The sequence below is a fragment of the Bacillus sp. LB7 genome (assembly GCF_030449715.1).
Classification (GTDB): Bacteria; Bacillota; Bacilli; order Bacillales; family Bacillaceae; genus Bacillus; species Bacillus paralicheniformis.
Genome location: NZ_JASGCA010000014.1, coordinates 1 through 25,092 on the forward strand (window position 1 = coordinate 1; position 25,092 = coordinate 25,092).

Annotated in this window: 28 protein-coding genes; 7 read left to right on the top strand and 21 right to left on the bottom strand. The window is 47.0% G+C overall.

Going from position 1 to position 25,092, the window contains the following annotated elements:
- Window positions 1-106: 106 nt before the first annotated feature.
- Together budA and alsS are read right to left on the bottom strand one after the other, a co-directional pair.
- On the bottom strand, window positions 107-868 hold the full coding sequence (gene budA / locus QMZ64_RS16785; protein WP_265625468.1) for an acetolactate decarboxylase: 762 nt from the start codon (window positions 866-868) through the stop codon (window positions 107-109).
- Window positions 869-921: 53 nt separating this feature from the next.
- On the bottom strand, window positions 922-2,640 hold the full coding sequence (gene alsS / locus QMZ64_RS16790) for an acetolactate synthase AlsS (protein WP_265625467.1): 1,719 nt from the start codon (window positions 2,638-2,640) through the stop codon (window positions 922-924).
- A gap of 160 nt (window positions 2,641-2,800) precedes the next feature.
- Between alsS and alsR the strand changes: the two genes are divergently transcribed.
- Entirely contained in the window at window positions 2,801-3,679 is an 879-nt protein-coding gene (alsR, locus tag QMZ64_RS16795) for an acetoin biosynthesis transcriptional regulator AlsR (protein ID WP_265625466.1), read from the top strand.
- Window positions 3,680-3,765: 86 nt separating this feature from the next.
- On the opposite strand, the gene ggt is transcribed toward alsR, so the two are convergent.
- Window positions 3,766-5,343, bottom strand: a complete 1,578-nt coding sequence (ggt, locus tag QMZ64_RS16800) for a gamma-glutamyltransferase (RefSeq protein WP_265625465.1) — start codon at window positions 5,341-5,343, stop codon at window positions 3,766-3,768.
- A 254-nt stretch (window positions 5,344-5,597) separates the two neighbouring features.
- Here ggt and chrS point away from each other — a divergent pair, with 254 nt between their 5' ends.
- From chrS to chrA, 3 genes are read left to right on the top strand one after another with little or no spacing between them, the layout of a single operon-like run.
- A complete protein-coding gene (gene chrS / locus QMZ64_RS16805) occupies window positions 5,598-6,056 on the top strand; it encodes a chromate efflux transcriptional regulator ChrS (protein ID WP_206761243.1) in 459 nt (152 codons plus the stop codon).
- A 21-nt stretch (window positions 6,057-6,077) separates the two neighbouring features.
- A complete protein-coding gene (gene chrB, locus QMZ64_RS16810) occupies window positions 6,078-6,662 on the top strand; it encodes a chromate efflux transporter ChrB (RefSeq protein ID WP_065644240.1) in 585 nt (194 codons plus the stop codon).
- Window positions 6,659-7,195, top strand: coding sequence for a chromate efflux transporter ChrA (gene chrA, locus QMZ64_RS16815; protein WP_265625464.1), 537 nt, complete (start codon window positions 6,659-6,661; stop codon window positions 7,193-7,195). Before chrB ends, chrA begins: the two co-directional genes overlap by 4 nt.
- Window positions 7,196-7,292: 97 nt before the next feature.
- Here the strand turns inward: chrA and QMZ64_RS16820 are convergent, their stop codons facing one another.
- From QMZ64_RS16820 to QMZ64_RS16830, 3 genes are all read right to left on the bottom strand, one after another.
- Window positions 7,293-8,045, bottom strand: a complete 753-nt coding sequence (locus QMZ64_RS16820) for a tyrosine-protein phosphatase (RefSeq protein WP_265625463.1) — start codon at window positions 8,043-8,045, stop codon at window positions 7,293-7,295.
- Window positions 8,046-8,071: 26 nt separating this feature from the next.
- Window positions 8,072-8,794, bottom strand: a complete 723-nt coding sequence (locus QMZ64_RS16825; protein ID WP_301441488.1) for a YveK family protein — start codon at window positions 8,792-8,794, stop codon at window positions 8,072-8,074.
- Between the two features lie 225 nt (window positions 8,795-9,019).
- Complete coding sequence (locus QMZ64_RS16830) at window positions 9,020-9,163, bottom strand: YwzD family small protein (RefSeq protein WP_003185866.1); 144 nt, start codon at window positions 9,161-9,163, stop codon at window positions 9,020-9,022.
- A gap of 215 nt (window positions 9,164-9,378) precedes the next feature.
- Between QMZ64_RS16830 and QMZ64_RS16835 the strand changes: the two genes are divergently transcribed.
- Both QMZ64_RS16835 and QMZ64_RS16840 read left to right on the top strand, forming a co-directional pair.
- The gene (locus QMZ64_RS16835; RefSeq protein ID WP_265625461.1) at window positions 9,379-10,977 is read left to right on the top strand and encodes an SWIM zinc finger family protein; all 1,599 of its coding nucleotides are present in this window, start codon (window positions 9,379-9,381) and stop codon (window positions 10,975-10,977) included.
- Entirely contained in the window at window positions 10,964-13,729 is a 2,766-nt protein-coding gene (locus QMZ64_RS16840) for a DEAD/DEAH box helicase (RefSeq protein ID WP_265625460.1), read from the top strand. The genes QMZ64_RS16835 and QMZ64_RS16840 overlap by 14 nt, the downstream gene beginning before the upstream one ends.
- A 38-nt stretch (window positions 13,730-13,767) precedes the next feature.
- On the opposite strand, the gene QMZ64_RS16845 is transcribed toward QMZ64_RS16840, so the two are convergent.
- The 12 genes from QMZ64_RS16845 to QMZ64_RS16900 form a co-directional block, all read right to left on the bottom strand.
- Window positions 13,768-14,571: a YwqG family protein gene (locus QMZ64_RS16845; RefSeq protein ID WP_265625459.1), complete on the bottom strand. Its 804-nt coding sequence runs from the start codon at window positions 14,569-14,571 to the stop codon at window positions 13,768-13,770.
- Between the two features lie 244 nt (window positions 14,572-14,815).
- A complete protein-coding gene (locus QMZ64_RS16850) occupies window positions 14,816-15,694 on the bottom strand; it encodes a Cof-type HAD-IIB family hydrolase (protein ID WP_265625458.1) in 879 nt (292 codons plus the stop codon).
- A 15-nt stretch (window positions 15,695-15,709) separates the two neighbouring features.
- Complete coding sequence (locus QMZ64_RS16855; RefSeq protein WP_265625457.1) at window positions 15,710-16,480, bottom strand: transcriptional regulator GlcR; 771 nt, start codon at window positions 16,478-16,480, stop codon at window positions 15,710-15,712.
- Between the two features lie 142 nt (window positions 16,481-16,622).
- Entirely contained in the window at window positions 16,623-17,291 is a 669-nt protein-coding gene (locus QMZ64_RS16860) for a transaldolase family protein (RefSeq protein WP_301441489.1), read from the bottom strand.
- Window positions 17,292-17,308: 17 nt separating this feature from the next.
- Window positions 17,309-18,094: a sorbitol-6-phosphate dehydrogenase gene (srlD, locus tag QMZ64_RS16865; RefSeq protein ID WP_265625455.1), complete on the bottom strand. Its 786-nt coding sequence runs from the start codon at window positions 18,092-18,094 to the stop codon at window positions 17,309-17,311.
- A 14-nt stretch (window positions 18,095-18,108) separates the two neighbouring features.
- Complete coding sequence (locus tag QMZ64_RS16870) at window positions 18,109-18,480, bottom strand: PTS glucitol/sorbitol transporter subunit IIA (RefSeq protein ID WP_243941828.1); 372 nt, start codon at window positions 18,478-18,480, stop codon at window positions 18,109-18,111.
- A gap of 23 nt (window positions 18,481-18,503) precedes the next feature.
- Complete coding sequence (gene srlE, locus QMZ64_RS16875; RefSeq protein WP_165428273.1) at window positions 18,504-19,511, bottom strand: PTS glucitol/sorbitol transporter subunit IIB; 1,008 nt, start codon at window positions 19,509-19,511, stop codon at window positions 18,504-18,506.
- 16 nt (window positions 19,512-19,527) lie between these two features.
- Window positions 19,528-20,076, bottom strand: coding sequence for a PTS glucitol/sorbitol transporter subunit IIC (gene srlA / locus QMZ64_RS16880; protein WP_043925087.1), 549 nt, complete (start codon window positions 20,074-20,076; stop codon window positions 19,528-19,530).
- The gene (locus QMZ64_RS16885; protein WP_152846338.1) at window positions 20,073-20,516 is read right to left on the bottom strand and encodes a transcriptional regulator GutM; all 444 of its coding nucleotides are present in this window, start codon (window positions 20,514-20,516) and stop codon (window positions 20,073-20,075) included. The genes srlA and QMZ64_RS16885 overlap by 4 nt, the downstream gene beginning before the upstream one ends.
- A complete protein-coding gene (locus QMZ64_RS16890; RefSeq protein ID WP_301441490.1) occupies window positions 20,513-21,475 on the bottom strand; it encodes a sugar-binding transcriptional regulator in 963 nt (320 codons plus the stop codon). Before QMZ64_RS16890 ends, QMZ64_RS16885 begins: the two co-directional genes overlap by 4 nt.
- Window positions 21,476-21,698: 223 nt before the next feature.
- Entirely contained in the window at window positions 21,699-22,046 is a 348-nt protein-coding gene (gene ssb / locus QMZ64_RS16895) for a single-stranded DNA-binding protein (protein ID WP_265625454.1), read from the bottom strand.
- 104 nt (window positions 22,047-22,150) lie between these two features.
- On the bottom strand, window positions 22,151-22,522 hold the full coding sequence (locus tag QMZ64_RS16900) for a hypothetical protein (protein WP_020453205.1): 372 nt from the start codon (window positions 22,520-22,522) through the stop codon (window positions 22,151-22,153).
- A gap of 181 nt (window positions 22,523-22,703) precedes the next feature.
- Here QMZ64_RS16900 and QMZ64_RS16905 point away from each other — a divergent pair, with 181 nt between their 5' ends.
- On the top strand, window positions 22,704-23,117 hold the full coding sequence (locus tag QMZ64_RS16905) for a YwpF-like family protein (RefSeq protein WP_020453206.1): 414 nt from the start codon (window positions 22,704-22,706) through the stop codon (window positions 23,115-23,117).
- Window positions 23,118-23,156: 39 nt separating this feature from the next.
- Here QMZ64_RS16905 and mscL read toward each other — a convergent pair whose 3' ends face one another.
- From mscL to QMZ64_RS16920, 3 genes are all read right to left on the bottom strand, one after another.
- The gene (gene mscL, locus QMZ64_RS16910) at window positions 23,157-23,537 is read right to left on the bottom strand and encodes a large conductance mechanosensitive channel protein MscL (protein ID WP_020453207.1); all 381 of its coding nucleotides are present in this window, start codon (window positions 23,535-23,537) and stop codon (window positions 23,157-23,159) included.
- 72 nt (window positions 23,538-23,609) lie between these two features.
- Window positions 23,610-24,044: a 3-hydroxyacyl-ACP dehydratase FabZ gene (gene fabZ, locus QMZ64_RS16915; RefSeq protein WP_003185902.1), complete on the bottom strand. Its 435-nt coding sequence runs from the start codon at window positions 24,042-24,044 to the stop codon at window positions 23,610-23,612.
- A gap of 181 nt (window positions 24,045-24,225) precedes the next feature.
- Window positions 24,226-25,053 carry a flagellar hook-basal body protein gene (locus tag QMZ64_RS16920; RefSeq protein WP_265625453.1) on the bottom strand — a complete coding sequence of 276 codons (828 nt, stop codon included), beginning with the start codon at window positions 25,051-25,053 and terminating at the stop codon, window positions 24,226-24,228.
- Between the last annotated feature and the right edge of the window lie 39 nt (window positions 25,054-25,092).

The window sequence follows — 25,092 nt, forward strand, 5'->3', positions numbered from 1 at the left end:
CTAGATTTCACTCACATTTTAACAAAAAAAGCTTGTCGATCAAGCCACTTTTTATGGCTTTGTCGACAATCTGAAAGCCCCCTTTTCAAAGAGGGGGCTTTTTCATTTACTCGGGATTGCCTTCGGCCGCTTCAATTCCGGCTGCAAGATCATGTTTATTGAGATCCGCTCTAAAGAAATCTTGCGTATTCGGCAATCTGAGATTCATATTAAGTTTTTGAGAAATTTGCACCGTGCATTCTTCGATTTCATAATCGAAAACGTGTCCGCCGACATTGCGGTCTTCATCAATAAAGTGAAGATGGAAGCCGGAAACTGCGATTCCGTTGGCATATTGCGGCGTCCAAAAGCCGACGATCGTTCCTTTAATATCATTAAAATCAAAGATCGGCTGCGATTTTACCGCATCGATCATCGGCACGTACGGTTTTTCCTGCAGTTCAACCGTTCTCGTTTTGACTTTCTTAAAGGTTCCGTCCATGCGGATCGCGTAAAACAGGTTTTCACTCGGCATGATCCGTTTCATTTCTTCCTCGAACGCCTTAAGCGGCATCCGCTGCTTGATTTCGTGATAAATATCCGGCCGGAAGAAAGCGAGCGAGCAAAACGGAGAACAATCGCTTCCTTGAACAGGATAGGCTTTGCCATCGGAACGAAGACGGTAAAACTCACCGTCAAAGCCGATCAGCTCACCGTCGAGCCGGTTGAATGTTCCAATTCCGAAGTCTCCGTGATCCTTTGCTTCAGACATGTAAAAATCCCCGTCATAAATCCCGTCCAATAACGATATCATCGTTGAGACCTGAAAGACCTGGTCGAGGTTCTTGTCAACGGGCTGAACCACTTTTTGTTTGCTTGCACTTTTCATTTTCCTCTTTTCACTCCCTTGATTTTAATTTGTTATGACTGAACTTGCTGTGATCAAGATTGCTTAGAGGCTTGTTTATTAAAATGATCCTCAAAGTTTTTTGGAAAACGCTGATCAGCCAAATGAACGTTGTCGCTGTAATCAACCGGAATATCAATGACAACCGGGCCCTCTGCATCAAGACCAGCTTTAAGCACCTCTGCCAATTCGTCTGGCGAATTGACCCTTAAACCTTTTGCTCCAAAGCTTTCAGCATATTTTACAATATCGATTCCGCCGAAGTCGACTCCTGACGTCCGCTTGTATTTCATCTCCTGCTGGAACGCAACCATATCGTATGTGCTGTCATTCCAGACAATGTGAACGATCGGCGCTTTCAATCTGACCGCTGTCTCAAGCTCCATCGCGGAGAACAGGAAGCCCCCGTCTCCGGAAACAGACACGACTTTCTGTCCCGGATTGACCAGCGCTGCTGCGATCGCCCACGGCAAAGCAACGCCCAGCGTCTGCATGCCGTTGGAAATCAGCAGTCCATGCGGGCGATAGGTGCGGAAATATCTCGACATCCAAATCGCATGGGAGCCGATGTCACAAGTAACTGTGATGTCATCACTCAGCAAATCACGCAAATCGCGAACGATTTGCAGCGGATGAACAAGATCTGTTTTTGTTTCTTTAGGCGGCTCGCTCTGCTCCTCCAGCGCTTTTTTCAAATAATCAAGCACAGGTGCAAATGACTCATCGATGGAAACCGGCAAAGAATCATGTTCAATATGGTTTAACGTCTCTGCGATATCGCCGATCAGCTCAATTTCAGGCTGATAGTCATGATCGATATCGGCTTGTATTTCATCAAGATGAATCACGCTGCGCTCGCCTTTTCCATTCCAAAAGACGGGGTCGTATTCAATCGGATCATAGCCGACCGTCAAAACGAGATCCGCTTTTTCCAACAAAATATCTCCGGGCTGATTGCGGAATAATCCGATCCGGCCGAAGTACTGGTCTTCCAAATCGTGAGACAGCGTACCCGCTGCTTGGTATGTTTCAACAAACGGCAGTTTCACTTTTCTCAGCAGACGGCGTACCGCTTCAATCGCTTCAGGTCTTCCGCCTTTCATCCCTACAAGCACGACGGGAAGGTTCGCATTGTGAATTTTGGCGATAGCCGCGCTGATCAGTTCATCCGGAGCCGCGCCCAGCTTCGGCGCCGGCATGGTTTTCACCGGCTTGGCAGTTGCCAGACCGGCCGTAACGTCCTGGGGAAAGCTGAGAAACGCTGCCCCGGCCTGTCCGGAAGCTGCCGCTCTGAATGCATTGGTTACAGCCTCAGGGATGTTGTTCGCATCTTCCACTTCTGCGCTATATTTTGTAATCGGCTGAAACAACGCCGCATTATCCATCGATTGATGAGTTCTTTTGAGACGATCCGCTCTTTTTACAGCACCCGCCAGGGCAACAACCGGATCTCCTTCTGTATTGGCTGTTACAAGACCGGTCGCTAAATTAGACGCTCCCGGACCCGAAGTCACCAGGCAAACACCGGGCTTTCCAGTCAATCGTCCGACTGCCGCCGCCATAAATGCTGCATTCTGCTCGTGACGACAAACAATCAGTTCAGGCCCCTTGTCTTTCAATACGTCATACACCGCATCGATTTTCGCTCCCGGAATACCGAAAACATGAGTGACACCTTGCTGAATGAGACTATCCACCACAAGCTCTGCTCCTCTTACAGTAAGAGTTTCATTTTTAGCGGCTACATTTTTCAAAGCCCTCACTCCTCCATTTTCATTCGTTTACAATGAATTTTTAATAAAATTATTGTATTATTAAATATACATCTTGTGGAAATTGTTTTCCAATACTTCTTTGTCTTACAATTAATATGTAAAACGACTGAAATCGCATTCAGAAAGGAATGAGTGAATAATGGAGCTGCGCCATCTTCGTTATTTTATGGTTGTTGCCGAAGAACTGCATTTCGGAAAAGCAGCTCTTCGGCTGAACATGACTCAGCCTCCGCTCAGCCAGCAGATTAAACAGCTAGAAAGTGAAATAGGCGTCACCTTGCTGAAGAGGTCAAAAAGAGCCGTCAGGCTGACGACGGCAGGCGGGGTCTTTTTAAAACAAATCAAGGAAGGGCTTTCCCAGATTGATCAAGCCGTCGACATGGCTCAGCGGACGGCCCGCGGGGAGCTGGGCAGACTCGTGATCGGCTTTGTCGGCTCCGCAACATACGAGATCATGCCTCCCATCATCAGGGAATACCGAAACCGGTACCCGTCCGTGCAGATTGATCTTCGGGAGCTTTCAACCCCCAATCAGGTCGATGCACTGCTAAACGGACACATTGACATCGGGGTGCTGCATCCCCCGTTGGGAAACGATGAACTGAAGTCATACACGGTGAAGAAAAGCCACTGTGTCCTTGCACTTCCGAAACACCACCCGCTGACAGAAAAACCCCGGGTACATTTGAAAGATCTTGAAGACGAATCGCTGATTGTCATAGCCAAAGAAGCGTGGCCCTCTTTATACACGGAATTTAATTTCTTGTGTGAAAAAGCCGGGTTTATCCCCAACATCGCCCAGGAAGCTACAGAATACCAAATGGTGATCGGCCTCGTGACAGCCGGAATGGGAATCGCCGTCGTGCCTACAGCGGCTAAACGATTATTTAACCTCGATGTTGTATACAAAGAAATCGAAGACTTTCCCCTTCGCGCAGAATGGATTACCGCACATCGAAAAGACAACCGCAATCCGGCGCTTAAGCATTTCACCGAAATCTCGGATCAATACTCATAGCCGGATAGAAAAAACCCCGTGGACAAATCCTCCTTGTTCACGGGGTTTTTTTCTCATATTGACGAATGCGCGTTTTGAAAACGGAGTTAACTGCCGATTGCCGCCCCGTCACTTCTCGGATCGCTTCCCCCTCTCAGGAAACCTTGATCATCAATCTCAATGATGCCGGCATGACCCATCACACCGTCAAAGTCGCTGACAATGGATACATGATGCCCATGCTTTCGCAGTTTTTCAATCACTTCGGGCGCCACTCTGCTTTCTATTCTTACACCTTCCACCCGTTCTCCCCATGTTCTGCCCCACACCCATCTCGGTTCATGAACGGCGGTTTGCGGATCCATCCCGTAATCTATCATTCTCGTGATAAGAGCCGTCTGCGTCTGCGGCTGTCCTTCTCCCCCCTGCGTTCCGTAAAGAAATTTCGGCTTGCCGCCTTTGAACGCCATGGCGGGCATCAGCGTATGAAACGTTCTTTTTCCCGGCTCCAGTGTATTGACATGGCCGGGGTCAAGCGAGAAAAACGACCCTCTGTTCTGCAAAATGACGCCGGTATCTCCAGCTGTCACACCTGAGCCGAATTCGAAATACAAACTTTGAATAAACGAAACAGCATTCCCGTCTTCATCTACTGCTGCAGCATAAGCCGTATCACCACCGTGCGGCCGGCTCTGTGCCTGAAGAGCCAGCAGTCCGATTTTTGCGGCCAGCTCCCGCGCATACCCTTTGTCAAGCAGGCGCCCCAGCGGTATTTGGGAAAATTCCGGGTCAGTCAATACTTTATTGCTATCGGAAATACTTAATTTCAATGCTTCGATGAGCAGATGATAATACTCGAAAGAACCGTGCTCGATCATGCCAAAGTCGTAGTTTTCCAAAATATTTAATGCCATAAGACCGGTAAATCCTTGTGAATTCGGAGGCATTTGATAGATCGCATATCCTCTGTATGTAGAGGAAAGCGGTGACACCCATTCCCCTTTATGCCGCTCGAAATCTTCCAGGGTCAAGATGCCTCCGTTGTTTTGCAGATAGGCTGCTGAAGCTTGGGCAATTTCCCCTTTATAAAAGACGTCTCTTCCTTTCTCAGCGATCATCGCCAAAGTGCGCGCTAGCTCTTTTTGCACAAAGCGCTCACCTGGAGAAGGCGGGTTTCCTCCCGGAAGATAAATATCTGCAGTGATCGGCATACCGGAAAGCCACTCGGCGTTTTTCACCGTGTTTTGACATTGATCAGGCGAGACCGGGAAACCCTTTTCTGCATACATGATCGCCGGCTTCAACACCTCCCGAAGCGATAAACGGCCGTATGCCGCCAGTATTTCGGCCCAGCTGTCCGCCATCCCCGGCACGGTAATCGCACTGCTCATGTCCCTGACCGGAATGGCGCGCTCTCCTTTATACTGATTCCGGTCCGCTTTCCGCCCCGACCGCCCGCTGCCATTGTATCCTTTGATCTCACCGCTTCCATTGTGATACATCAGCCAAAAAGCATCCCCTCCGAGTCCTGTCATATGCGGATAGACAACAGCAAGGCACGCGCTTACTGCCACAGCCGCGTCAAACGCGTTTCCTCCCTTCTCCATGATGCTGTTCCCTGCAAGCGAAGCGAGATAATGAGGACTGACAACCATTTGTTTCGAACCGATCTTCAGCTTCTCCATAGCTCCCTTTCTTTCTTTCAAGCATCCATTTGTCTTTGAAGTATAGTGGCCCGTTTAAAGAGGTGCTACTTTCAGGGGAGAAAAACTAACACCCTTTTTTCAATAAGTATTAAAAAAACGTTAAAATGATTCATATCGAAACCCGTGTTATGATACAATTTACAAAATGTTCATTTTTAATGCGATTGACAAGCAATTTCGCATGATAATGACCAAACAGAAAGGAAGGGACATTTGTGAGCCTCGACTACCATATGCCAAATTTAATTCTTGATGAAACGGATAAAAAAATCCTTTCGATCTTGCATGAGGAAGGAAGAATCTCTTATACCGATTTAGGAAAACGCGTGGGACTTTCAAGAGTTGCCGTACAGACGCGGATCAACAACTTGATTGAAGAAGGCATCATCGAAAAATTCACAGCCGTCATCAATCCGGTCAAGGTCGGGATTCACGTATCGGTGTTTTTCAATGTTGAAGTCGAACCCCAATATTTAGAGGCTGTTGCCGTTGCTTTGGAAAGAGAGCCCGCCGTGACAAGCCTCTATCATATGACAGGGCCGAGCAAACTGCATATGCACGGCATTTTCGCAAATGATCAGGAGATGGAGGAATTTTTGACGAAGCGCCTGTACCCTCTGAAAGGCGTTGTGAGCGTCGACTGCCAGATGCTGATTAAACGATATAAGAGCCGAATGGGAATGAAGCTTTAACTGAATAGGAGGAAACGCGAAATGAAGCACCCTTACCGGGAACTGATCATCGCAATGACAAGAACGGGGATATTGGGATTTGGCGGCGGACCGTCCGTTATCCCGCTGATCCGTCATGAAGCCGTTTCGAAGTTCAAATGGATCGATGATGATGAATTCGGGGAAATTTTGGCGATTGCCAATGCGCTGCCCGGACCAATCGCGACAAAAATGTCGGCATATTTAGGTCATAAAGTGAAAGGTGTTCCGGGCGCTGTCGTGGCCACAGCGGCTCATATCTTGCCGACGTGCGCTGCGATGGCCGCCTTGTTCGCAGCCGTTAATGTGCTCAGCCACTCCAAAATCGTAAGCGGCATGATCGGCGCTGTTACCCCTGTCATCGCCGTCATGCTCGGCATCATGGCTTACGAATTTGGGCAAAAAGCATTGAAAGGCTTCGGCTTGCTTGCCGGCGTGCTTTTCTTTATTCTTGCGTTTTTGGGTCTTCAAGTGTTTTCGATCCATCCCGGCATCATTGTCATCCTGTTTTTAACGTATGGCGCGTTCCACTTTAAATTAAAAAGAAAAACGGCCCGGGAAAAGGATAAGGGAGTGTCCGCTTCATGATCATCTTTTACTTGTTTTGGGCTTTCTTTATTGCAAATTTATTGGGCTACGGGGGCGGTCCGGCTTCAATTCCGCTTAATTTTGAAGAAGTTGTTCAGCATTTTCACTGGCTGTCAAAAGAGGAATTTTCAAATATGCTTGCGCTCGCAAACGCGCTGCCGGGGCCGATCGCGACAAAAATCGCCGCTTATGTCGGCTACAGTGTGCTCGGATGGCCCGGTGTTTTCATTGCTCTTGCCGCAACTGTACTGCCTTCGGCCATCGCGCTCGTTTTGCTGCTCAAGCTGATCGGCCGCTACCGCCAGTCGCCAATCGTCAAAGGAATGACCTTGTCGGTTCAGCCGGTTATCGCCATGATGATGCTTCTTTTGACGTGGGAAATCGGCGGTGACGCAATCCAGTCGATCGGCTTCGTTCAATCACTTGTCATCGCGCTGATCTCTTTGGTGGCCTTGACGAAGTTCCGCGTCCATCCGGCTTTCCTGATCGTGGCCGCTTTCGCTTACGGCGGGCTTGTCATTCCGCTCTTGTAGAAAGGGATGTTCCGGCCGCTTCTAACGGATGATATAAAAAATCAGCGCCGCATAACCGGCGCTGACATTTTGGCTGACGGGCTTTTGTGAATAACTTTCACAGCAGGCCCATCAGCTTTTTCTTTTTAACGGGACGCGGTGTATCTTTATGAATCTCCCGGTTTTCCAGGAGCAGACCCGCGTTTTCTGTAAACACGTTCAAAAAATCGCGGCCGTAATCGTTTTCCACTGCATCAAAAAAGAAAGATCGGCTCGTGAGGTTGTGGGCGTCTGATGCGATAAAGTGGACGAGGTTTGCTTCAAGAAAGCGGCGGGCGAGCCGTTTGACACTTCTGCCAAAGCGGCCGGCAAGACTTGAACATGTCAGCTGGACGCACGCTCCGTTTTTGACAAGGCGGTACAGCAGATCCGGATTCTCCATCAATTCAAGGTTCCGCTCAGGGTGTGCGATAACCGGAATGTAACCATTTAACTGAAGATCGAACAGCAGCTTTTCGGCATACCGCGGAACATGGTGGTAAGGAAGTTCAATCAGCAAATACTTTGTGCCGGCGAGACTGAGCAGTCTGCCGCGCTCAAGATCGCGCTTCAATTCGCCGTACAGGCGGATTTCCTGTCCAGGAGCAATGAGCACCGGGATGTTTTCCTTTTGCACCCGCGTCTTTAAACCCGAAACAGCTGCAAGGATGGCCTCTTTTTGGTGTTCGTATACACCGTTTCGGTGGTGAGGTGTGGCGATAATCGTATGAATCCCTTGGCGGAAGGCTTGTTTAGCCATTTCTATACTGTCATTCATACATGCTGCTCCATCATCAATGTCCGCAAGAATGTGGCAATGAATATCGATCATAGGCGACCTCCCCGTGTTTTCCCGTTTTAGAACGTATGGTCTTTGCCGACAAAGCTTTCCAGCTTCCGGGCTTGTCCTTTTTTCGGTTTCACATACAGAATATTTCCCAACACGTGAATGCTCAGCTCTTTTTCGATGTCTTCTTCATTTCGAATGGTATTTTTCAAAAGCTCGAGTAAAAATGCAAGCCCTGCGCCAAACAGCAGGCCGAATCCTGTAGAAACAGCGATGTTGAATTTCTTGTTCGGGCTGACGGGAGCAGGCGAATGTTCGGGGGTGGCCTTCGCAACAAGGCTGACTTCGGTATTTTCACCCATAATACCGTCAATGTCCCTTTGGAATACGGCGACGACCGTGTTCGCGATGTCCGCCGCCTTGGAATAATCCTTGTCAGTCGCGGAGATACTGACAATCTGTGATTCATTTTCGCTGATAACCGTAATTTTTTCCTTCAGGTCTTCAGCCGTTTCCGGAAGGTTAAGTTCGTCTTTAACCTTATTTAAGATGATCGGGCTTTTCATAATGACGTTGTAAGTGTTGATAAGCTCAAGGTTGGTCTGAATATCGGTGAAGTTCGACGTTTGACGGCCGTTGATGAGGATTTGGGCGGATGCCTGGTAGATGGGTGTAAGCCAATAAAAGCTGACGGCCGCACTGGACAGAGCGGCCGCACTGGTGATCAGTGCGATCAGAACGAATCTTTTTTTCAAAATGATGAACACATCTTTAAAGCCGATATGATCTCTCATAAAAGCCTCCCTTTAGGATTCGTATATTTATTTAAATTTTCAGCACATTAAACACCTCCCTTTGATTATACATGGTTATTTCGTATCCGAAAGAAATGAATCCTGACAAATAACGGGAGATACCGGGGAAATCGCGTCTTTATATGGTATTAAATATCGACTTTTGCAGGACCTGCGCGCTTTTTGCTGAACGAAAAAGTGTGCAAACCGCGGTTTGCACACCTTTTACGTCGTATATCCATTTTTGATATGAAGAATGAGATCTTCAAGAAGTTCTTTCGTCGTTATGTCTTTTGATTTTTCACCAACGTCATACGCATGCATAAGAATTCTCAAAAATTCTTCCTGATTCAATTCCTTGTCATCCATATCCTTTTCCTTTCAGCTTCCATAAATTAAAACATTTCTGATTATATTTCAAATTATATGATGTAAAGAATCAATTTGCCATAGTCTATTACATTATTCGACAGCCATCCGTTTTTATGTCCTTTTCCTGAGAAAATCTTTTTTGGACGGATTGATTAAGCTATAATAGAGAGATTGGAAACTTTTTAAAAGCCATTCGGTTAGGAGCGATAGACATGCTTCAAGACATGATTTCAAAAACGGTTGTGATGGATGCAGCTGAACAGTTTAAGCATGTACTGCCGTGCACAGAAGATAACATTCAGCTCATGAAAAAAGCCCTTATTTTATACAGACAGGATTCCGTCTATCGGGTCAAGCCGATGAGCGGGCATACGGTCAGCGCTTACGTTCAGGATGTGGTCCCGGTGAAGGTCTTCATCGACCTCGACGACGTTAAAAAAAGCAGCTGTTCCTGCCCTGCTCAAAACATCTGCCGGCATGTGCTTGCCGTTTACTTATATCTGTATGCACAATATGATCGATTGGGAACGTTTACGGAGTTTTGGAAAGAAGCGCAAAAACGCCGTGAAAACAGTGATATTCTCGGACAGCTTCAGCGCGGAATGAAGCCCCGCAGCCATACGCTCGATCAATGGACATCGTTTTTCAAAACGGAGTTCAGACGATGGGAAGAGCATACGCCTAAAAACCAGCAAACGATGCAATACCTTTACTACGGTTATTTTTCAGCTTTAAAAAAGCGGACGCCTGCGGAGCCGGAGCTGAAAAAAATGTATCAAATCCACGCGGCTCTTGCGACATGGCTTGCCATGCATTCGCTCGTCGAGAAAGGGCGTATCGATCCTGAAAAGGATTTTTACTCGCTGAATCCTTATATCGAACAGCTGATGGATACGATCTACAGCTCGATCGATGAACTGAAAACATATGCGCTATCGTTCTCCCTTGACCCGTTTTTAGAAAAAACCCCCGGCGTGATTCGGGAACTGCTGCTCAAGAAAGACATTTTTCAGTATGAAAGGCTGCGGATTTTCGGGGAAATCTGGAGCGCGCTTCTGTCCCGTCCAACCTGGCTGAAGCGGGAACTCGATGTGCTCAACGATATGGAGCCGTCGCCTGAAATACAATTCGGCAGGCTGCATCTTGAATTTCTGCTGAAAAACGACGATGTGATTCTTGATCAAGCCGGATCGTTTTCACCTGAGATTCTTCCTTATACATTTCAATGGCTCAGCGTCATGACCGCCAAAAAAGACTGGAAGCGCCTGAAAAAATGGTATGAACACTTTGAGCAGCTTGCAGCCGGCTTCTGCAGACTGGATAAGCCGTACCGGGAAATACGCGATGTTTTAAGCGAATTCTTCCTGTTTCTGAGCGATTACAGCAAAAACGCAAAAGAAGAGCATGTATATGAACGGTATTGCAAAAAGTGCCTTCCTTATACGTTTACTGAATACAGCCATTTTTTATATAACAAAAACCGCTTTACGGAGTGGATGGAGATCCACAGCCTTGTCGGTTTTTCAATCTCTGAGATCGGGCAGAACGCCTTGAAAGATATTGCAGCAGCGGCTCCTGAAGCATTGATTCCTTCCTATCACAGAGAAATTTCCGGGCTGGTTGAACAAAAAAACCGCTCAAGCTACAAAGAAGCCGTCAAACAATTAAAAAAGCTGCGCACCCTTTATAAAAAATCGAAAAAACAGGATGTCTGGAACCGGTTTATAGAGCAGTTTTCAGCCCGCTATAAACGGCTGAGAGCCTTCCAGGAGGAGCTTAAGAAAGGAAAGTTGATCGATGGCGAGTCTTAAGGAAATCGTGATACATGTCGAACAATCAGAAGACTATACATTCATTTTATCTTGTCATGACGAGGATCATCAGTTTCTCACGCGAAATGAAATGGAAAGGCATTTGTTTCAGTGGCACGAATCGTCTTTCTACGGAACGTTTCTCGAAGATGCCGGTTTAGATACTCCGGCGGTTCTGCTGTCCCCGTGGATGGCGGTCGAATTTCTCGGCAAAAACTCATTTAATTCATACAGCGACATCATCCTCACCGAGGAAACCGAACCTTTAATGAAAACGGCTTCCACCATTTATGAGTTTATCGCAGATGAAGACTTCCTTCCCGACTATGAAGCATGGAAGCAAGAGGTGCTGCGCTGGAAAGATAAAGAAGGGATTTTGGAAGGCTATACAGCTGAATGGTTTTCACACGCTGTCGAAGACTACATCAACTACAATGACGAGTTAAAAGCAAAATGGGAATCGATTGTCGCACATTCTCCCGCCGTCACCACATTTCAGGGACACTTTCTCGATGAAGACGATTTTCTCGAAACGATCGGCTGGCATGAAAACCCTGTGCCGTTTACTGTCGGACTCCGCTTAAATGAACCTGACTTTGACGGAGACGATTGGAAAATCGAACTGTTTTTGCGCGACAAAAAAAGCGGCGCCATTCAGTTCTTTGAAGGCTTGAACAGGCTGAAAAAATCGTGGCAGGCATACGCTGATAAAATCGCCCGCGAACAAGACAGATTCCGCCAAATCGTGCCGTGGCTGACGATCGACTCGGGGACAACGCTTTTAACGGAAGAGGAAGCATGGATCTTCCTCTCCGAAGCAAGCGAAACTCTTGTCAGCATGGGGATTGAAATTTTGCTGCCGTCATGGTGGCAAATCGTCAGAGACAGCAACATGCTCCTGAAAGCGAAAGTGTCATCGGCTCCCCGCGGCGAGTCTTTTGTCGGAATGAATGCATTGATGGACTTCAACTGGCGTTTTGCTACGAACGGAATCGAACTTACAGAAGAAGAATTCGAGCAGCTTGTCGCCAATAAAAGACGGCTTGTCAACATACGCGGACAGTGGATTAAAATCGATCCGAATTTTATTAAACAAATGAAAAAGCTGATGGAGCGAGCAGAAACAGAGGGGCTTCATATGTCTGACATCCTGGCGCGCGAGCTGACGGAGCGGAGCGAAACCCGCGAAGATGATGATCTGTTCGATGGTTCCGCATTCAGCGATGTGCGGTTTGAACTGTCCTATCAGCTGAAAAACATGATCAGAAAGCTGAGCCAGCGCGATGATCTCCCGTCATACCCGGTCAGCAAATATTTTGACGGAACGCTCAGGGCTTATCAGGAAGACGGTTTGAACTGGCTGATCTTTCTCAGAAACTGCGGCTTCGGCGCCTGCCTGGCAGACGATATGGGGCTCGGAAAAACCATCCAGATGATCGCCTATTTCGCCTATTTAAAAGAACAGGGACAACAAACGCCGTCCCTCATCATTGCGCCGACTTCCGTCCTCGGGAACTGGCAGCGCGAACTCGAGACCTTCGCGCCCGGCCTGACGGCGGCGCTCCATTACGGGCCAAAACGCCCTAAAGGTGAAGCGTTTCAGGAATGTTACAAAGATGCGGATATCGTCTTGACGTCATACGGCCTCGCCCAATCCGACTTTGACGATCTCAGCAGCGTCGCCTGGAACTGCATCTGCCTTGACGAAGCCCAAAATATTAAAAATGCGCACACGAAACAATCCCGTTCAATCAGAAAACTGAAAGGCCTCCATCATATCGCGCTCAGCGGGACTCCGATGGAAAACCGCCTGACGGAGCTGTGGTCGATCTACGATTTCATGAACAAAGGCTATCTCGGAAGCCTTGGCAGCTTCCATAAGCGTTTTGTCCTGCCGATTGAAAAAGATCGCGACGAAAAACGGATCGAACAGCTCCAGCAGCTGATCAAACCGTTTTTATTAAGACGGACAAAGCAGGACAAGGAAGTCGCGCTCAACCTGCCTGAAAAACAGGAAGAAAAAGAGTTCATCCCGCTCTCCGCAGAACAGGCTTCACTATATGAACAGCTTGTCAAAGATACGTTTGAACATATGTCAAGCCTCGCCGGAATGCAGCGTAAAGCTCTCATCTTAAGCATGCTCGGCAAGCTTAAACAAATCTGCGGCCATCCTGCCCTTTACTTAAAAGAGACCGGGAGCGAGCTCCTGAACGGAAGGTCAGTTAAGCTCGAAAAACTGCTTGAGCTGACGAAGACGATTCGCGAAAGCGATGAAAGCTGCCTGATTTTCACCCAATATCTCGGGATGGGAGATATGATGAAGCGCCTGCTCGAAAAGTCTTTCGGCAAACCGGTCAAGTTTCTGAACGGCAGTTTATCCAAGCTAGAACGGGACAAAATGGTGGAGCAGTTTCAGAACAAGGAATTTCCGATTCTGATCTTATCATTAAAAGCCGGGGGCACAGGCCTCAATTTGACGGCCGCCAATCACGTCATCCATTATGACAGATGGTGGAATCCCGCGGTTGAAAATCAGGCGACAGACCGAGCCTACAGAATTGGACAGAAACGGTTTGTCCACGTTCATAAACTGATCACCACCGGCACAATTGAAGAAAAAATCGACCACATGCTCGAATCGAAGCAATCGCTCAACGATCAAATCATCCAAAGCGAAAATTGGATCACCGAGCTTTCCGAGCATGAACTCGAGGAGCTATTTACCCTGAACGCTTCGGCTATTACGGGTTAAATAAAACAGCTGTCTGCTATAGACAGCTGTTTTTTGTGTTAATGACAGTCCCAATTATACAATACGTTTGAAAAGTCCTTATTCTTTAAATCATCAGGCCTTATAAAAAAATTGGCAATCCCGACATCTCCCCACATCGCATCAATGTCCTCATCAGAATCAATTTGCAATAGCAGAACGGTATGATCCGGAAAATCGCCTTCCCGCGGGTCATCTTGCGTGAAGGCTGCGTAGCCCCCGATCTTATGGGAGAAGCCGCCGTACATTTCATGGTATTCTTCGAACACCGTTTCCTCTTGATCGCCGAATTGCTCAAAGAATGTCCAAGCATCTGTTCCCGCGTATCGCTCAAATTGAAAGTCGGATGCAGAGACAAGTTCAGACCCTATGTCAGGTATGAGTGAGGCTTCGCATCCAATCGGAAAGGCCAGCTCATCCTCAAGCTTCACAAACGAAAAATCGTCGACAAGCTCGTCTTCATTTTCGATGACATTCTCAAAATACTTGATGCAAAAACTCGACTGTTCACACGGATGATCAAAATTCAATCCGTAAACATCATCACTGACAGAGATAAAAAAAAGCAGAATACCGGATTCCGGGAAATTCTCAAGGCGGGGCATATCTGAAAAATTAAGTTGCGCAAGCAGTTTCATCGGCTTTCCCTGCGAATCGACAGGATACTGTTCAGACTTTGGAAAATAAGGATCGCCGGCCAGTTTACTTTCATACCGGCCTGTTTTTCCTTTTGTCGTGTCAAGCTTCAAAAAATCCCGCGCTGATTGTTCGAATTGCCCGCGGTATCGGGCCATTTTTTCGGGTAATTGAAACGGCTTTTTCATTTTTGTCATTCTCCTTTTGATCAGGTGACTCTTCATTTCAAATACAATCAATAGTTAAATAGTAACAAAATTAACCATTGCCAACAATGAATCAAAAGTCATAATCGCCGGGTCAACCACATTAATAAAGGCCGCCGACATTGTCGGCGGCCCGCGGATCAATAACATCCGCTGCTTAACCGCACTCCTTCAATCGTTACGCTGCCGTGTACCGGCATCACGCCGATTTGAAAGGATGTACGAATTAAACCGGTTTGACTTGCTGTTCAATCAGCTGATTCAGGATGTGAGCGACGCCATTTTCATCATTAGTGAGCGTCACCTCATCAGCCATCTCTTTAATGTCTTCGCGCGCATTGCCCATGGCAAAGCTTTTCCCCGCGATCTTCAGCATCGAAAAATCATTGAGGCTGTCTCCGACGGCAGCTGTTTCCTGAAGGGAGATGCCGAGTTTGCGTGAAAGCTTTTCCAACGCCAGCCCTTTTGACGCCTGTAGATGCTCAATTTCAAAGTTATGCTCGGCTGATGTGACAAGCGTAATATCTTGCGCATCTTTAAATCGCTGCCATCCCGTTTCCAGTTTTTCTTTATGAAAAGAAAAAGCTAATATGTTATATACATTGACATCTTTTCCCGCTAAAAACAGGTCGGTATAGGAGCTGATGTACGCATATCCGTTTTGGCTGAGCTGCTGTTCAGCCGCGAGTTCCAGCCTTGAAAGATCGGCCCCCGGATTTGCGCTTTTCAAGCGGTCCAGCTCAATGTCAAGCAGCTCGCGGCCGTTTTGCGGCGTGAAGATCGCTTCATCGCTGAATACCTCATAATAGTAATTCTTTTCTTCAAGCCATTGAAGAATTCCTTCCGCCCGTTTCCGGTCAAGCGGCACCGAGTGGTAAAGGCGGCCTTCAGGATCATGAATTACCGCTCCGTTGGCACTGATAATCCATGTTTTAATACTTGTCGGCTCAAAAATCGCTTGCACATCAAAGGATGCTCTCCCCGTGGCAACCACTACTTCAATCCCGTGTTCCCGCGCTTTTTTAATCGCATCGATGTTTTCATTTGAGATCTTGCTTTCACTGTTTAACAAAGTCCCGTCTAAATCGACCGCAATCATTTTCATCTGCTGTTTTCCCCCTTAAGTATCGTGATGTTCAGCCACGAGCAGCTCCACATCATGTTCATCAAGCAGTTTCTGAAACGGTTTCGGCGGCAGCCGGTCTGTAATGAGAAGGTCGATGTCACTGAGTTCAGCATACCGGTAAAAATCCGTTCTCCCGATTTTCGAATGGTCGGCAAGCGCTATGACTTGTTTCGCTTGGGAAATCATTTTCCGTTTCACCATGCCATCCTCCTCATGGGCGATTGTAAGCCCGTGTTCGGAAATCCCCACCACGCCGATCAGCGCTTTATCAACATGATAGTATGACAGCTTTTCAATGACGGAGGCGCCGTACAAAAAGCGGTGCTCTTTTTGAAGCTTCCCTCCAAGCAGGTGGATATCAGCACCTTTTCTTGAGGAAAGAACATCCGCAAGGTTAATCGAATTGGTGATGATCGTGCAATTGACATCCGCCAAATGCTCGGCGCACGATTGGACTGTCGTGGAAGCATCCAAAATCATATGGTCGCCTTCTCTGATTAAAGAAGCGGCTGCTTTTCCGATCATGCTTTTCTCTTCGGAAACCATGCCCAGCCTGCCCGAATAGTCTTTGACCTCATCATGAACGGTAGGCAGAATCGCCCCGCCCCTTGTCCTGATAATAGCGCCTTGCTCCTGCAGTTTGACCAGATCCCGCCTTGCCGTATCTCTTGAAACTCCGAATAAAGAACATATTTGTTCAACGGAAATTCGTTTACGCTCTTTTAAATAGTCGATGATGGAAATTAACCTTTCCTCTTGATACACTCGATCATTCCTTCTTTACCCAAGTAAAATTCATTATTTATAAGTGATTATAAGTTATTTAACCGAATAAATCAAGAACACATAAGTAATTATAAGTAAAAATAAAGCCTGAGTCCGGTTTCCCGGCCCTCAGGCTCGCACGCTAAATTGAAAATGTTCCATATTGAGAGTGCCAAATTTCACGAAACGCATGGATATCACGGTCTGCAGCCGGATGATCAGCCGAATGGCTTAAAAGTTCAGGGCTGATTGTCGCCTCATGGCTTCCCGCTTCCATGACGGCAAGAATTTGACGGTTATGTTTAAAGCTTGCCGCAAGCACTTTGCAATTTAAACGGTATGTGTTCAATAAGCCGACAATCGTTTTGACAACGCCCGCCCCATTACCATACTCTTGATCAATACGATTGACATACGGCGCGACATAGGAGGCGCCGGCTTTTGCCGCCAGTACAGCCTGTGCAGCGGTATAAACCGTTGTCCCTGTGGTCTGGATGTTTTCAGCCGCAAGCTTTCTGATCGCGTAAAGTCCTTGAGCCGTCACCGGAATTTTCACCGACACGTTTCCATCCAGCCAGTTATAGAGCGCCTTCGCCTGATCGACCATATCCCGCCATTGGTCGGCGATCACCTGGGCATGGAGAGACAGATGCTCGGGAAGGAGCCGCCGAATATCTTGAATCTGCTGTTTAAAGGGTTGCTTTTCCCTCGCGATCAGCGCCGGGTTTGTTGTGACGCCGCCAGCGGGAAATGAATCCAGCAATCTTTCAATCTCCGGTATATGCGCTGAATCAATCAGCATGTTCATCATCGCTTCCCCCTCGTATTTTAATGCATGACCTGCCCTCCGGTTACATTGATCGATTGACCCGTCATATAGGATGCCTGGTCAGAAGCGTAAAATAGGATGGCATTGGCGATGTCATCATACGTACAGCCCCGTCCGAGCGGCACTTTTTCGGTGTACACGCGCTCAACTTCGCTCTCCGGAATGCCGAGCTTTTTCGCGTATTGCGGGATCAAGCTTTGGAACATCGGCGATTTTAACAAATTCCCCGGCATAATGCTGTTCACGCGAATGTTATGTTCGGCAAGATCAAGCGCTAGGCTTTGAGTGAGACCGACGCCTCCAAATTTGGAAGCTGAATAAGCTGTATTATGTTTGCTGCCGACTTTTCCCGATTTGGAGTTAATTTGAATGATTGACCCGCTTCCCTGCTCAATCATGACCTTCGACGTTTCCCTCGCGCAAAGAAAATACCCGGTCAAATTGACTTCGATTGTCCGTTCCCAGTCTTCAAGCTCAAAATCTGTGATCTTATTGCTTTTGGCGATTCCCGCACTATATACCATCACATCGATTTTATTGAATTCCTCCGTGACCCTGCCGATCATTTTTTCCACATCGGCTTCCTTTGTAAAATCCGCTTGAATCCACAGCGATTTGACCCCGTATTGATCGGCTGCATGTTCAGCCGTCCTTTCGGCGTTCTCGCCGTTGATGTCTGCGACCGCGATGTCATATCCCGCCTCTGCCATACGGTAGGACAGCGCTTCTCCGAGACTTTGGCCGCCGCCGCATATCAATGCCACTTTTCCTTTATTCATCTCCATATTGCACCCGCTCCTTATGAGAATCTTTTAACTTGAATACAGTCTCCTGCTGAAACCTCCGGCAGTTGTTCTTTTCGTTCAAGGTACAGCGTTCCCGGCAGCTCGGCTGAAGCCGATCCGTCAAATTTCAGCGTAATATGCCCGAGATTCGCCAGGTTCTGCCGAACGGCGCCGCCAACGGCTGTGATTTTGTAGGACTCGCCGCCCAGTATGAGCTCATCGCCTTCATTGAAGTCGCCTTCTACAGGATTTATATCAATTGATAAACAATAATCTTTCAATTCATCCGGAGCACCTTCGCCAAATAAGATGAGCATCTTTTCATCTGAAAATGCCGTTGCTTGAGCTCCGATTTTGTTTATTTTTGTTTCATACAGCATGACCATCATTCTCCCTCCTTAAGAAAACCTCAGCTGTCATACATGCCAAAGCTGGCCAGCCAAGCAATGAAAACGGTTGGCGCCCCCGTCAGAAAACGCGAATACAGCACCGACGGCACCCCGACTTCAACCGTTTCGACTTCCGCTTCCGCAAGGCCCAGACCGACTGGAACAAAGTCGGCAGCCGCTTGCGAATTGATCGCAAATAACGCCGGCAACGCCAAATTCGGCGGAATGTTTCCTTTGCCGATCTCGACACCGATCAGCGAACCGACAACTTGTGCAATCACCGCCCCAGGTCCTAGGAACGGGGAAAGCAGCGGAAATGAACAAACAAGCGAGATTAATAGCAATCCGGGCAGTGACCCTGCAAATGGTGATAAATATTTGGCAAAAATGTCTCCGATGCCAGACTCTTTAATGATGCCGATCAACAGAGCCACAAAAGCCATGAACGGAAGAATTGTTTTGATAACGGTTTCAATTGCTTCCCGTCCCGCTTGATAAAACGTGCTGACAACCGATCCCATGGCCATCCCGATTGTCGCCATCATCCCTTTCGGCGACTGCTGTTCACTAATTTTTTTCTCTGTGCTATAATGGTTTTGTTTATTTTGCATTTGTTTTTCTTCTGGAATATTAGACTGTTCAGGCTCCTCCACAGCTCCCAGCAGTTTAATATTCTCTTTTTTTACTCCGGAAACATATATATCTTCTGTAATATGGGCGGCAAGCGGCCCGCTTTTTCCGGTCGCCATCACATTGATCGTCGGAATTCGCTTTTGCGGGTAAAGACCGCAGCGCAGCGTCCCTCCGCAGTCGATGATCACAGCGGCCATTTCGCTTTCGGGTACTGTCGTTTTAAAACCGTCGACCAGGGTGCACCCCGTCAGCTCAGCTAAATGATCCGCAAAATCGGGTTTGTTTCCGCCGGTGACGTACACGATTTTATTTCTCTCTTCATCAGGCGTGATCACCAGAGGCCCGCCAAACCCTCCCGGCCCTTTTGAAACTTCAACCGAACGATAGGAACTCATCTGTAAACCGCCTTTCTTATTTAAGATCAATCGAATCTTTCAAGGCTATGCCCTGCTGTTTCGCGACATAAGCCGTTGTCATATCCGTTACCCAGCCCCTGAGAAAGTTTGTCACAATCCCGACCAGAAGATAGCGGAGAGCGAGCTCGGTCGTTTCATGCCCCAGCGTCGTAATTCCTGCGGCAATCCCGAGGAAAACAAACAGCTCGCCCGGATTCACGTGCGGGAAAAGTCCGTTATGCGTATGACAGGAATAGGATGCAGCCGCATAATAGCTCGGTTTGTATTTTTCAGGCAAGAACCTGCCAAGCGACAGCGTCATTGGATTTGCAAGCATGAACGTACCAATGACAGGCAAAACCATGTATCTCGTTAATGGATTTTTTCCCGACTTTCTCGCGAGCGCTTCAACGCGCTTTTCTCCTATCAGGCGTATGAGGGCATTCATGGCGACAAGCAGCATTATCAATAAAGGAACAATGTCTGTAAGCATACTGACAAACACTTCTCCGCCATGTCTGAATAAGTCCATAAACTTTTCCGCAAGCCATGTTACGTTTTTCATAATTCACCTCTTTTTTTGATTTGAAAGCTCATCAGTTTTTGAAGCCGTGTTTTCTTCTGCGGGACATCACCCCCTTTCGTGATGATGTCGAATGTTCTCAAGGCATCTTCAATTGCGAGCCGTGTGAGGCGGTCGTGCCGGGCAAGCTCCGCTTGTCCGATCTTCAGCAAATACTTTCCTTCAAACCCTTTTAAAGGCCTGATTCTTGAAAAGACGGTGACACCTTGCATTTTTGACGCCTTCAAAATTTTATTGCGCTTGTCAATGACAAACAGGACGACAGTTCCGGCTCTGAATAAGCCGGTCTTCCTTCCGACCGCGACTCTTCCCATACGTCTGTATGCGGCGAATGTTCGGTTGAAGTGCCTGATTTGCAAAAAACCAAAAACGCTTTGGAGAAGCCATGCAGCTCCAAGGGCGATGATAAAGTAAATGATCATAATTGGTTTCTTACCTCCTCGGCAATTTCTCTGGCTGTTTCGGCAGTTGTCACCAAAATATTAATATAGCGGCCTTTTGCAGCCCCGATAATAGAAGGGACTTTTTCATGGGATTCGGCAAGACCGATGGAATACTCCAAATTCTTTAACCGGTTGATGTCTATCGCGATGGTTCTGTCATGAATCTCTGTTTCTACCAATGCACCCGAACGATCAAAGAAACGCGAGCATATATCTCCGACCGCCTGTTTTTCTTCAAGGCGCTCGATATCCTGATCGCCGTAAAATCCGGTCCAGATCATATTTGAAGAACTAAGCGGCGCTCCGATCCCGACGGCTGCCACGGTAAGGCGGTTCCACAGACCTTCTATTTTTTTGAAATAGTGGGACTTGACGATTTCCTCTTTCGTTTCTTTTTTTTCAGCAACGGCTGCCGCGTCTATAAAGTAGGGCGTGCCTCCAAAGTCACCGGCAATGCTGTAGACGATGCTGTTCACGTGATATTTCGTATCCATGGCGCCCGGACCGCCGACAAGCGGCACAAATGAAGCGCTCCGTTTTTTGACGCCGTGAAACTCCCCGATCATTCCCGCCATCGTCGTCCCCCATGCGAAGCCTACCGTATCTCCGTCTTTCACGACGCGTTTTAAGATTTCGGCACCGGCTTTGCCGACGAGTTTCTTCTTGTCTTCAGCTGTTTGTTCCGGTTTTGCGTCGCATATGTACACTTCTTTAAGCCCGAGCAGCTGTTCGAGCTCCCGTTCCAAATCATAGTGTGTCCCGATATGGTCATCGATCGTGATTTTAACGATTCCTTCCTCGCGCGCTTTTTTCAGCATGCGTCCGACGGTTGTTCTGTATATCCCTGTTGCGTTTGCAATCTGGCTCTGTGTCATATCCTCTTCGTAGTACATTTTGCAGACTTTGATCAGAAGGCGTTTATCATCCTTCATTTCCATAAGATCACCCTTTACCTTTGCACATTTGTGCAAACATTGATCATTTGTTGTTGTATTCGCTTACATTATACATACGGAATTTTTGGGCGTCAATTTAAATTTGTCTATTTTTTGTCTAAAATAAAAAAACCGGTCATTCAAAACCGGTCATACAGGGGGATAAAATAGGGGATATTGATTGATTCTTTTTAAAGAAAGGTGATTATAGAAGGAATTTTACGGTTTAAGCTTCCGCCGGCTCATGCGCTTTTCGGCTTTCTCCCAAAAACCTGACTGACCGTGCGACAACTTCTGTAATAAAGACGCGTTCGCCTTCTGAATTGACGTATTGGCGAGTCTGGATTCTTCCGCTCAGCCCGATGATGGAGCCTTTTTCGCAATATTCGGCTGTGTTCACGGCAGTTTTGCGCCAGAGGGTGCAATTGACAAAGTCCGCTTCAATTTCGCCTGCTGCATTTTTGAAAGACCTGCTGATAGCCAGCGTCACATTTGCAACAGGGACACCGTCAGATGTGTACCGAAGTTCGGGATCTTTAGTCAAACGCCCGACCAGCATGATCTCATTAAACATTTCGTCCCTCCCTTCCTGTTCGGGTATCCCCAGTTTATAAGAGATCGGTATTTAAGCAAAATCATCATAAAAGAAAAATAACCCGGAAAAAACCCGGGTTCACGTCATAATTTTTGTTTCTTTCTGCCATTAATTAAAAAAATCATCTCATTGTTATTTGAGAAATACGTATTTTTCAGAAACTGAAAAAAAACAGGAGATGCCAGCCACCGCTCTGAGTATACGCGGACATATGAGCCCCCGTCCCAAGCATACAAACGGAATGACAACTCTTTCTGTTTAATCGTTACTTGAAATTCGTATATTTCCATTCTGTCTTTTGTTTCATAGCGAAACACGATGCCTTCATTGGCATACGTGCTGATTTCGTGCTTTTTGTTCCCGGCTGAAAAGCAAATCATAGGCATATATTGACGGCAGTCAGCAGCTGGATTGCTTGCGATCACAAATACTTCTTTTAAGTAAAAATGGTTCATAAGTCACCTCCTGCTCAATATCACCTAAAGTATAAATAAAAATAAAGCATTATAAAATACTTTTTGCAAAATTTAAAATACGAATATGCTACTATTGCATAAACAAACCAGGGTCAAGAGTTCTTCCAAGCGAATGTGCTATAATGGTTATACAACTATGGAAGCTTGTGAGGTGATACTAGTGAAAACCTTTAGGCTTATCGATTTAAAAATTGTCCGCCAGGATGAAACTTCAAAGCGGCTCGAGGAGTTCCCGCTGATCGACGGCCTTATCATTAATAAAGAAGACGGAGAAAACCACTGGATGGTTGAGGGGCTGGTTTCGAAAGAATACCGGTATTTTTTCGAATACCTCCTTCAGGAAGGCAAAGAAGTGAAAACATATGTAACGATCACGAAAAAAAGCAACCGCCCCGCACAGCTGTTAGCGAAGGTCAAAAAGATCACGGTACTAGGCGAGCATGTTTCCGTCTTATTGGACGGCAAAATGGTCAGCTCAAAGCTGAGGAAAGGCTCCGACAAGATTTTGGAAGATTTAATGAAAGAAGGATATTCCGGAGACCGGCTTCTTGAAGCATTTAAACAAAATATATAGAAAAGGCTGTCTTCGTCGGACAGCCTTTTCTCTATAGCTCTAAGAGCGTTTCGTCTGCTCTTTTAACAAATCCCGTATTTCCTTAAGCAATTCTTCCTGCGGATCAGGAGCAGCTTTTTCTTCTTCGGCATCCTTCTTCTTCAGCTTAGAGATATAACGGATAAATAGAAAAATGGAAAACGAAATAATAAAGAAATTGACGATCGACTGAATGAACAGCCCGTATTTAATTTCGGCATCAACAAATGTGAACGACAGCGCTGAAAAATCCAGGCCTCCTAGCAGAAGACCGAGGAGCGGCATCATTAAATCATTGACAAGCGAAGTCACGATTTTTCCAAAGGCACCACCTATGATGACCCCGATTGCAAGATCGATTACATTTCCCCGAATCGCAAAGCTTTTAAATTCTTTCCACATGTATGATCACCTTTTCGCTTTTATGATGAAAAAAAACAAAATGGGCTTTTACGAAAACCCATTCTGCTTACATTATTCCTGTTTTTCGCCAAGAGAAAACATCAATTCGGCTTCACAGACCACTTCTCCGTCCACTTTCGCGACTCCTTTTCCTTTGCCGATGGAACCGCGGAAACGAAGCACTTCAAGCTCAAGATGGAGCTGATCGCCCGGTTTGACCTGCTTTTTGAAGCGGCAGCTGTCAATTCCCGCAAAAAACGCGAGCCTTCCGCGGTTTTCTTCCTTCATCAAAAGCGCCACGGCACCCACTTGCGCAAGCGCTTCAACAATCAAAACGCCAGGCATCACCGGATAATCCGGGAAGTGTCCGTTAAAGAATTCTTCATTTACTGTCACATTTTTATAACCAGCTGCCCGTTTTCCTTCCTCTACTTCTGTCACACGGTCTACAAGCAGAAAGGGATAGCGGTGGGGAATAATTTCTTTAATTTGCTGAGCATCAAGCATTGCCTTGACATCTCCTTTTTCGAAAAATATGTATAGAATGATATGTCAGTGCCTTATTCTGTACATCTGGAAGTATATTATGAAACGGAATCTTTTTCAACAAAAGATGAGAGACAACGCTGAAAATGAAAATAAAAAAGCCAGAACCAAACGTCGTTTGGCCGGCTTCTGTTTTGCTGTGCTAGCGAACTGAATTGATCAGCCCCATCATTTGATCGCCCATCGTGATGGCGCGGGAATTCATTTGATAAGACCGCTGCGAAGAGATCAGGTCGGTCATTTCCTTCGATACATCGACATTTGATGATTCGAGGAATCCTTGTTTTAGAGAAATGTCCTGCCGCCCGGCTCCGTTCAGATTGATAAGAGCAGTTGCTCTCAATTCATCGCTGACAGAAAAAAGATTGCTTCCTTCCTCCGTTAGAGCCTGAGGTTTGACAGCCCGGACGATTCCCAGGTTAAAACGCAACGGCGCTTCACCCTGATTGTCTGAGGAAACGGTGACACTTCCCGAATCGTCGACTTTGATGTGTTTATAGCGCTGGTTGAAACTGATGGGGTTTCCGTTTTCGTCAAGAACGGCATGCCCTTCTTTCGTCACCAGCTGCATCTGGTTGGCGTTACGAGCCGCAGGCGTCAGGTAAAATGCTCCGTCTCTTGTATATTGCACTTCCCCGTCGACATTGACCTGGAAGTACTGATAAGGAGAAGTCAGTGCGATATCAAGATCGCGGCCCGTCTCCTTAAGGCTTCCCTGTTTATGTGTCAGCCGGTCGGTCATGACGGCTCCGACGCCGAGCCGAAGTCCGGGCGGCGTCTTTCTGCTTGCCGCTACTTCATTATTTTTCTCGTTTACCTGTTCAATCTGCTGCCTGATCAGCTCCGAAAAGCTCGTGTTTTTCGCCTTATATCCCGTTGTATCGGTATTTGCAAGATTATGGCTGATATTATCAATTTGTTTTTGCAGTTCAAACATTGTGTTTGAAGCCGTGATCATGGATCTAAGCATCGTTTTTCCACATCCTCCATTTACGCTGATCGCAATCGG

Bases quoted from the DNA above. Each gene is read 5' to 3' on its own strand.
- budA (WP_265625468.1), bottom strand. From the start codon at position 868: ATGAAAAGTGCAAGCAAACAAAAAGTGGTTCAGCCCGTTGACAAGAAC.
- alsR (WP_265625466.1), top strand. From the start codon at position 2,801: ATGGAGCTGCGCCATCTTCGTTATTTTATGGTTGTTGCCGAAGAACTG.
- ggt (WP_265625465.1), bottom strand. From the start codon at position 5,343: ATGGAGAAGCTGAAGATCGGTTCGAAACAAATGGTTGTCAGTCCTCAT.
- chrS (WP_206761243.1), top strand. From the start codon at position 5,598: ATGCCAAATTTAATTCTTGATGAAACGGATAAAAAAATCCTTTCGATC.
- chrB (WP_065644240.1), top strand. From the start codon at position 6,078: ATGAAGCACCCTTACCGGGAACTGATCATCGCAATGACAAGAACGGGG.
- chrA (WP_265625464.1), top strand. From the start codon at position 6,659: ATGATCATCTTTTACTTGTTTTGGGCTTTCTTTATTGCAAATTTATTG.
- QMZ64_RS16820 (WP_265625463.1), bottom strand. From the start codon at position 8,045: ATGATCGATATTCATTGCCACATTCTTGCGGACATTGATGATGGAGCA.
- QMZ64_RS16825 (WP_301441488.1), bottom strand. From the start codon at position 8,794: ATGAGAGATCATATCGGCTTTAAAGATGTGTTCATCATTTTGAAAAAA.
- QMZ64_RS16830 (WP_003185866.1), bottom strand. From the start codon at position 9,163: ATGGATGACAAGGAATTGAATCAGGAAGAATTTTTGAGAATTCTTATG.
- QMZ64_RS16835 (WP_265625461.1), top strand. From the start codon at position 9,379: ATGCTTCAAGACATGATTTCAAAAACGGTTGTGATGGATGCAGCTGAA.
- QMZ64_RS16840 (WP_265625460.1), top strand. From the start codon at position 10,964: ATGGCGAGTCTTAAGGAAATCGTGATACATGTCGAACAATCAGAAGAC.
- QMZ64_RS16845 (WP_265625459.1), bottom strand. From the start codon at position 14,571: ATGAAAAAGCCGTTTCAATTACCCGAAAAAATGGCCCGATACCGCGGG.
- QMZ64_RS16850 (WP_265625458.1), bottom strand. From the start codon at position 15,694: ATGAAAATGATTGCGGTCGATTTAGACGGGACTTTGTTAAACAGTGAA.
- QMZ64_RS16860 (WP_301441489.1), bottom strand. From the start codon at position 17,291: ATGATGAACATGCTGATTGATTCAGCGCATATACCGGAGATTGAAAGA.
- srlD (WP_265625455.1), bottom strand. From the start codon at position 18,094: ATGGAGATGAATAAAGGAAAAGTGGCATTGATATGCGGCGGCGGCCAA.
- QMZ64_RS16870 (WP_243941828.1), bottom strand. From the start codon at position 18,480: ATGGTCATGCTGTATGAAACAAAAATAAACAAAATCGGAGCTCAAGCA.
- srlE (WP_165428273.1), bottom strand. From the start codon at position 19,511: ATGAGTTCCTATCGTTCGGTTGAAGTTTCAAAAGGGCCGGGAGGGTTT.
- srlA (WP_043925087.1), bottom strand. From the start codon at position 20,076: ATGAAAAACGTAACATGGCTTGCGGAAAAGTTTATGGACTTATTCAGA.
- QMZ64_RS16885 (WP_152846338.1), bottom strand. From the start codon at position 20,516: ATGATCATTTACTTTATCATCGCCCTTGGAGCTGCATGGCTTCTCCAA.
- QMZ64_RS16890 (WP_301441490.1), bottom strand. From the start codon at position 21,475: ATGGAAATGAAGGATGATAAACGCCTTCTGATCAAAGTCTGCAAAATG.
- ssb (WP_265625454.1), bottom strand. From the start codon at position 22,046: ATGTTTAATGAGATCATGCTGGTCGGGCGTTTGACTAAAGATCCCGAA.
- QMZ64_RS16900 (WP_020453205.1), bottom strand. From the start codon at position 22,522: ATGAACCATTTTTACTTAAAAGAAGTATTTGTGATCGCAAGCAATCCA.
- mscL (WP_020453207.1), bottom strand. From the start codon at position 23,537: ATGTGGAAAGAATTTAAAAGCTTTGCGATTCGGGGAAATGTAATCGAT.
- fabZ (WP_003185902.1), bottom strand. From the start codon at position 24,044: ATGCTTGATGCTCAGCAAATTAAAGAAATTATTCCCCACCGCTATCCC.
- QMZ64_RS16920 (WP_265625453.1), bottom strand. From the start codon at position 25,053: ATGCTTAGATCCATGATCACGGCTTCAAACACAATGTTTGAACTGCAA.